We start from the raw sequence: 7,336 nt of genomic DNA on the forward strand, positions 1-7,336 counted from the left end.
AGTTCACTAGCACACTGTTGAGTTCTCAAGCAACACACCCCGAACCAGCCCCGGAATCAACCAGGCCAAGCTCGATGCGTTATTTCAAGCTTTTGTTTTTCCGGAGTCCAACTCTACACCTTGGGAAGCTCGAGGCTTCGTCGGGGGCTGGTTAGCTCCGGAGGTTTTGGGACCACCCACTCTACCACTACTGTGGGAGCTTGGTTCGTGGCCCCGGCGGCCGCCCGGTCTCCCTGGCGACGAAGAGAACATTACACGCCCCGAAACAGCCCTCGAACAGGGGGGTCCCTTTTTTCGCGCCAAGCCGCTGACCTGCGTCGATACGGCGGTCGCGACCCGGAGGCGGCCCGAAGGCGGTCAGCCCGGCTCGCGCTCGCCGTGCGTCGCGATCACCGTGACCGCGACGAGGACCGCCGCGAGGGCCGCGGTCACGTGGATCGGCGCCGGGCCGAACGACGCCGCCAGCACGAGCACCGCGGCGGCCGGGAAGCCGATCGCGATCGGACGGCATTCGTTCGTCGGGCCGATGTGCAGCAGCCACACGCTCAGCAGGAAGACCGCGACCGGGATGGTCACCGCCAGCGCGGTCGCGATCCCGCCGACGTGGGCTTTCCCGCTGTCGAAGTCGACCGCCAGCTCCAGCCCCGCGCCCACCGCCGCGGCCGAACCGAAGATCAGGTAATGCCCGTATCCCCAGCTCAACGCGGTCCACCGCGAGTTCCCGCGTTCGAGCCGGGCGTGCCCGGGCTGGTCGAAGTACAGCCACCACATCGCGAACACCAGGACCAGGCCCGCGACCGCCAGCGACACCAGGTCCCCGGTGTGCTCGCCCTCCGCGAACCCTTCCTTCACCGCGTTGGTGGCGCTGAGCACGGTTTCGCCGAGCACGATCAGCGTGAAAAGCCCGTACCGCTCGGCGATGTGGCGCGAGTGCCACGGGGTGGTGTCCCGCGCCTCCGCCACCGCCGGCACCGCGAGTTCCAGTACCAGGATGACGAAGAAGCTGACGAACCCCGCCGTGCCCGGAAGCGCGAGCCGGGCGATCCACAGGATCTGACAGAACGTGATGCCTGCCGCGTAGCGGTACGCCGTCGTGCGCAGTTCAGGTGACTGCCGGGCCGCGCGGAGCCACTGGGTGACCGCAGCCAGCCGCATCAGGACGTAGCCGATGACCACGATCGTGAAGTCGCCCTCGAAGGCTTTGTCCACGCCGGCCGCGACGGTCAGGCCGCCGGCGATCTGGACGAGAGTGGCCAGGCGGTAAGGCACGTCGTCGGTGTCGAACGCCGACGCGAACCAGCTGAAGTTCAGCCAGCCCCACCAGATCGCGAAGAACACCATCGCGAAGCTGAGCACCCCGTGCCCTACGTGGCCCTCGGAAAGCGCGTGGTGCAGTTGCGCTCCGGCCTGGCCGACGGCGACCACGAAACACAGGTCGAACAGCAATTCCAGCGGCGTCGACGCGCGATGTCCCTCATTGGTGTCGCGCGCTCGCATCGGCCGGTACCACACCCGGATCCGGTTGCCCGGCAATGACTCGTCGACCATGGGCGCTCCCCTCTTCGCAGAACGCGGCCATCCCAACATGATCGACGTCCGTGCGCGAGCGCGACATTCCCGAGCAGCCGGAACCGGGTGAACCGGACGCCTCAGCGCAGCCGGACCGCCAGTTCGAAAACCGGGTCGTCGAGGCCGGCCTGCCCGGGGTCGCACAGGAAGATCTGGCGAGGCTTCCAGTCGGCCTGTACGTCGTGGTCGGTCAGCCATTGGTGCAGCGACTCGGCGCCGAGCGCGGTCATCATGTTCGACTTCGGCACGGTGACATAGGCCTCGCGTCCCGCGTCGTCGGTGCTGAGCGTCATCTCCGGCAACTTGATCTCCCCGCCTTCGGGGTCGATCGGGCAGCAGAATTCGACCAGGCCGTCGCTGTCATTGCTGATTTCGCCGTGGTAGCGCAGGAACGGCCGCCCGGCGCTGCCTTCCGGGCGCGGGACCGCCGGGCCTCCGAAGAACGCGAACAGCGGGGCGGCGAACTCGCTGATCCGGTCGGCGGTCAGGTGCTCGGAGACGGTGAGCAGCGTGCGGGCGGGCATTTCGCGAACGGACACGTCGTACATCGGGGTTTCCTTCCCGGTCAGCTGGTCGAGGAAGAACCCGGCGAGTTCCCGCTTCGCGCGCCATTCCCGTTCCTGCTCGTCCCAGTACGCGCGGACCTCGGCCGCCGCGGCTTCCGGCGGCAGGTCGAGGACGGTCCGGATCCGCGGCAGCGGCATTTCGATCCGGCGCAACTGGACGACGCGGCGAGCCCGGCCGAGCTGGTCCGGCGAGTACCAGCGGTAGCCGGTGTCCGGGTCGACGCGGGCGGGCGGCAGCAGGTTCGTCTCGTCGTACAGCCGCAGCGCTTTGGGCGAAAGACGGGCGAGGCGCGCGAACGCGCCAATGGTCAGCAGGTCCCCCATGGGTTTCCCCCTCGTTCAGAGCACCCTTCGCCGCGCGGCCGGACCCGGAGGCGAAGCCGAGCGGACAGGACGGGGTGCCGTGCTCTCCCTCGTTCGGACATCCTGAGCGTGGGGCTGAACCCAAGGGGAAGGTCAAGCGGAGCGCGCGAGACAGGCGCAGCGGTCCCTCGGACATCCGGAAGCGGCTTCCCTCGTTCAGCCCGCGACCAGCTCCGGCGAAAGCCCAGCCGGGACGAGAAGACGGGCGGGCCCGGTTCCCCCTCGCCCGGGCCCGCCCCGGTGCCTTCGCGCGCACTCGGCCGGCCACTCCGGGCAGTGCCCCGGCGATTCGCCGTACGGTCCCCCGCGGACGCCGACGAATTTCGTACCGGGATGCGACTCCGGGTGTCCATTCCCCGGAACTTCGGACTCCCGGGCCGCTCGGCCGATCGACCCATCCCCGGTCGATCGAACGGATTGCCACTGTAGGTAGCCAAAGTGTCGTTCTGAAGGCTCCGTAAGGTCTACTCGGTTGCTCTGAGTAGCACTAGGGTCGAAGGTCACCTGTCACCCGGATGGAGTATCACCTGGTGGCGGTAAGTAGCTCACCGAACAGGGAAGATAACCGTTGCGAGATCACGTTCGGTGAATATTCGCTGCGGATTCCGCCGCTTGCTGGTCCTCCGACAGGATGGCACGCCGTCGACGGGCGCGAAGTTCCAGGCTCGCGAAGGCCAGCGCGACCAGGGTGAGGCCGGCCGCGCAGCACATCGCCGCGGTGAGCGCGGTCTGGTGCCCGGCCGTCGCGACCACCGATTCGAACACCGACGCCAGCACCGCCGTGCCGATCGCGGTGCCGATCCGCTGCCCGGTCTGCAGCGCGCCCCCGGCGACGCCGGCCAGCCGGTTCGGGACGCATTCGAGCGTGAGCGTCGTGTTCGGCGAGATCACCATCCCGCCGCCGATCCCGCCGATCAGCAGCGGACCGGCCACCGCGAATCCCGCGGCCGACGGCGGCACCAGCTGCACGACCACTCCCACGGCCAGCAGCGAGAGCGCGACGATGCTCAGACCGGCCACGGTCAGCCTCCGGCCGAACCGGGCCACGAGCCTTCCGGCGACCGCCGCCGTCACGGCCGAACTCAGCGCGAACGGCGTCACCGCCAGCCCTGACTGCAGCGGCGTGTATCCGAGCCCCTGCTGGAAGAAGAGCGCGAACACCAGCCAGATCCCGGCGAACCCGCAGAAGTACAGCGCCCCCACCGCCGCTCCGCTGGCGTAGCCGGGAGTACCGGTGAACAGGCGGATGTCCAGCAGCGGCGGCCGGCCCCGGTTCGTGACGCGCCGCTCCCACCACACGAACACCGCGCCGAAGACGATCGCGACCCCGAACAGCCACCAGAAGCGGCCGAGACCGCCCCGTTCAGACGACACGAGCGGCAGCAGCACCCCGAGCACCGCGACGGCCAGCAGCACGATGCCGGCGAAGTCGATTTCCGTGCGCAGCCGGAGTTTGCGCCGGTCGCTGCGAGGCAGCAGCTTCATCGCGAGCCCGAACGCGATCGCGCCGATCGGCACGTTCACGTAGAACACCCACCGCCAGCCGTCCGGATCTCCGAACAGCGCGAGGATCACACCGCCGAGCACCGGGCCGACCGCAGTGGAGATGCCGACGACCGCGCCGAACATGCCGAACGCCCGGCCGCGTTCGGCGCCGCGGAACAAATCCTGGATCAGGCCGCTGTTCTGCGGCGTCAGCATGCCCGCGGCGCAGCCCTGGGCCAGCCGGGCGGCGACGAGCGTCGCCGGGTCGGGGGAAGCGCCGGCGAGCGCGCTCGTCGCGACGAACGCGGCCAGTGCGATCAGGAACATCCGGCGGCGGCCCAGCGCATCGCCGAGCCTGCCGCCGGTGACCAGGACCAGGCCGAAGGCGAGCGCGTAGCCCGAGACCACCCACTGGACGGTGCCCGGGCCGGTGCCGAGGTCGCGCTGGATCGAGGGCAGAGCCGTGTTGACGATGCTGACGTCCAGCAGCGTCATGAACCCGGCGGCGAGAGTGACCGCCAGCGCCCGCCAGCGGCGAGGGTCCGGCTCCGCCTCGGTCATCAGGTGTTGGCGGTGATCCCAGGGATGCCCTTGAGCTCACCGATGAGCATCGAACTGACCTTCACCGGGTAATCGTAAAGCGCGAAGACCGTCTGGTTCTTGCCGACGAGCTTGAGGTGCACCGGGGTGTCGCCCTTGTGCGCCAGCAGCGTCGACTTCAGCTCGCTGACCACGGCCTGGTCGATCTTCTCGGCGGCGGCCAGCAGCACCAGCGGCGGTTCCTCGTCGCCGTTGCCGATCTCGGACAGGTCCAGCGGCACGAGCCCGCCGCCGAACACCGACATCTTGTCCTCGCGCCAGTTGACCCGGCCCTTCACCAGCACCGCGTTGTCCTCGACCAGGTCCGCGGCGAACATCGAGTACGCCTTGGCGAAGAACAGCACCTCGAGCGCGGCGTCCATGTCCTCGACGGTGCAGATCGCCCAGGGCTCGCCCTTTTTGTTGACCCGGCGTTCGAGCGAGGTGAGCAGGCCGGAGATGACGACCTCGCCCTCTTTCGGCGGGTCGGCGAGCAGCGCGGCGATCGGCTTCGGCGCGTGTTTGCGCAGGATGCGCTCGGCCCCGTCGAGCGGGTGCGCCGACACGTACAGGCCCAGCATTTCGCGTTCGTAGGCGAGGAGCTGCTTGCGCGGGTACTCCTCCTCGCCGAACTTGAGGTGCGCGAGCGGCGAGGACGACGGAGCCGCCTCGGCCGAGTCTCCGTCGTCGGCTCCGAACGAGCCGAAGAGGTCGAACTGGCCCATCGCTTCCTGGCGCTTGAGCGGGACCACGGCTTCCACCGCGTCCTCGTGCACCTGGATCATCGACAGCCGCGTGTGCCCCATCGAATCGAACGCGCCCGCCTTGATCAGCGACTCGATCACCCGCTTGTTGCAGGCCACCAGCTCCGATTTGTCCAGGAACTCGGTGAACGAGGAGTACTTCCCCTTCTCCTCGCGCGTCTTGATGATCGACTCCACCACGTTCGCGCCCACGTTGCGCACCGCGCCCAGACCGAACCGGATGTCGTCCCCGACGGCCGCGAACCGCAAGGCCGACTCGTTCACATCCGGCGGCAGCACCTTGATCCCCAGCCGGCGACACTCCGACAGGTAGATCGCGGACTTGTCCTTGTTGTCACCCACCGACGTGAGCAGCGCGGCCATGTACTCCGGCGTGTAGTTCGCCTTGAGATACGCCGTCCAGTACGCGATCAGGCCGTACGCGGCGGCGTGCGACTTGTTGAACGCGTACCCGGCGAACGGGAGAATCGTGTCCCACAGCGCCTTGACCGCTTCCGGCGAGAAGCCGCCTTCGACCAGCGGGCTGGACTTCATGCCCTCTTCGAAGCCCTCGTACTCCTTTTCGAGGACTTCCTTCTTCTTCTTGCCCATCGCGCGGCGGAGCGTGTCCGCTCGGCCCATCGTGTAGCCCGCGACCTTCTGCGCGATCTGCATGATCTGCTCTTGGTAGACGATCAGGCCGTAGGTCTCGGACAGGATCTCCCGCAGCGGTTCCTCCAGCTGCGGGTGGATGGGCTTGATCTGCTGCCGGTTGTTCTTGCGGTCGGCGTAGTCGTTGTGCGCGTTCATGCCCATCGGGCCGGGGCGGTACAGCGCGAGCACCGCGATGATGTCCTCGAACCCGGTCGGCTGCATGCGCCGCAGCAGGTCGCGCATCGCGCCGCCGTCGAGCTGGAACACGCCGAGCGTGTCGCCCCGTCCGAGGAGCTTGTACGCCTCGGGGTCGTCGAAGCCGAGCCGGTCGAGGTCGATCTCCTCGCCGCGGTTGGCCTTGATGTTCTCCAGCGCGTCGCCGATGACGGTCAGGTTGCGCAGGCCCAGGAAGTCCATCTTCAGCAGGCCGATGGCCTCGCACGACGGATAGTCCCAGCCGGTGATGATCGAACCGTCGTCGCGCTGCCACACCGGGATCGCGTCGGTGAGCGGTTCGCTCGACATGATCACCGCACAGGCGTGCACGCCGGCGTTGCGGATCAGGCCTTCGAGGCCGCGGGCGGTCTCGAAGATCGTCTTGCACTCTTCGTCGGTCTCGACGAGCGTGCGGACCTCGGCGGCCTCGGCGTAGCGCTCGTGCTTCGAGTCGACGATGCCGGACAGCGGGATGTCCTTCGCCATGATCGGCGGCGGCAGCGCCTTCGAGATCCGGTCCGCGATCGAGTAGCCCGGCTGGCCGAAGTGCACGCGGGCGGAGTCCTTGATCGCCGCCTTGGTCTTAATCGTGCCGAAGGTGATCACCTGCGCGACCCGGTCCGCCCCGTACTTCTCGGTGGCGTAGCGGATCATTTCGCCGCGGCGGCGGTCGTCGAAGTCGATGTCGATATCGGGCATCGACATGCGCTCCGGGTTCAGGAACCGCTCGAACAGCAGCTTCTGCGGGATCGGGTCGAGGTTCGTGATGCCGAGCGCGTACGCGACGAGCGCGCCCGCCGCGGAACCACGGCCGGGGCCGACCAGGATGCCGACCTCCCGCGCGTGCTGGATGAGGTCGGCGGTGATGAGGAAGTAGGACGGGAAGCCCTTGCCTTCGATGACGCCGAGTTCGTAGTCGCAGCGCTCCTCGTAGCCGTCCGGGACGCCTTCGGGGAACCGCCACTTGAGGCCCTCGGCCACCTGGTGCCGCAGCCAAGAAGCGTCGGTGTGGCCTTCGGGGACGTCGAAGACCGGCATCCGGTCCTTGTGCGTGTACACGTCCTCGTACGACTCGACCCGCTCCGCGACCAGCAGCGTGTTGTCCGCCGCCCCCGGAACCTCCCGATCCCAGTACTCCCGCATCTCGTCCGCCGACTTCAG

Annotated in this window: 4 protein-coding genes; all 4 read right to left on the reverse strand. The window is 68.3% G+C overall.

The window, feature by feature from the left end:
* Positions 1-357: 357 nt before the first annotated feature.
* On the reverse strand, positions 358-1,548 hold the full coding sequence (locus ACWGIC_RS44265; RefSeq protein WP_452081938.1) for a low temperature requirement protein A: 1,191 nt from the start codon (positions 1,546-1,548) through the stop codon (positions 358-360).
* Between the two features lie 101 nt (positions 1,549-1,649).
* A complete protein-coding gene (locus tag ACWGIC_RS44270; protein ID WP_452081939.1) occupies positions 1,650-2,459 on the reverse strand; it encodes a MerR family transcriptional regulator in 810 nt (269 codons plus the stop codon).
* Between the two features lie 615 nt (positions 2,460-3,074).
* A complete protein-coding gene (locus ACWGIC_RS44275) occupies positions 3,075-4,544 on the reverse strand; it encodes an MFS transporter (protein WP_452081940.1) in 1,470 nt (489 codons plus the stop codon).
* The coding region (gene dnaE / locus ACWGIC_RS44280; protein WP_452081941.1) for a DNA polymerase III subunit alpha at positions 4,544-7,336 on the reverse strand (2,793 nt) is incomplete at its 5' end. The genes dnaE and ACWGIC_RS44275, both read right to left, overlap by 1 nt.

The sequence above is a fragment of the Amycolatopsis sp. NPDC054798 genome (assembly GCF_053611505.1).

Coding starts and splice junctions, on each gene's coding strand:
- ACWGIC_RS44265 (WP_452081938.1), bottom strand. CDS start 1,548: ATGGTCGACGAGTCATTGCCGGGCAACCGGATCCGGGTGTGGTACCGG.
- ACWGIC_RS44270 (WP_452081939.1), bottom strand. CDS start 2,459: ATGGGGGACCTGCTGACCATTGGCGCGTTCGCGCGCCTCGCCCGTCTT.
- ACWGIC_RS44275 (WP_452081940.1), bottom strand. CDS start 4,544: ATGACCGAGGCGGAGCCGGACCCTCGCCGCTGGCGGGCGCTGGCGGTC.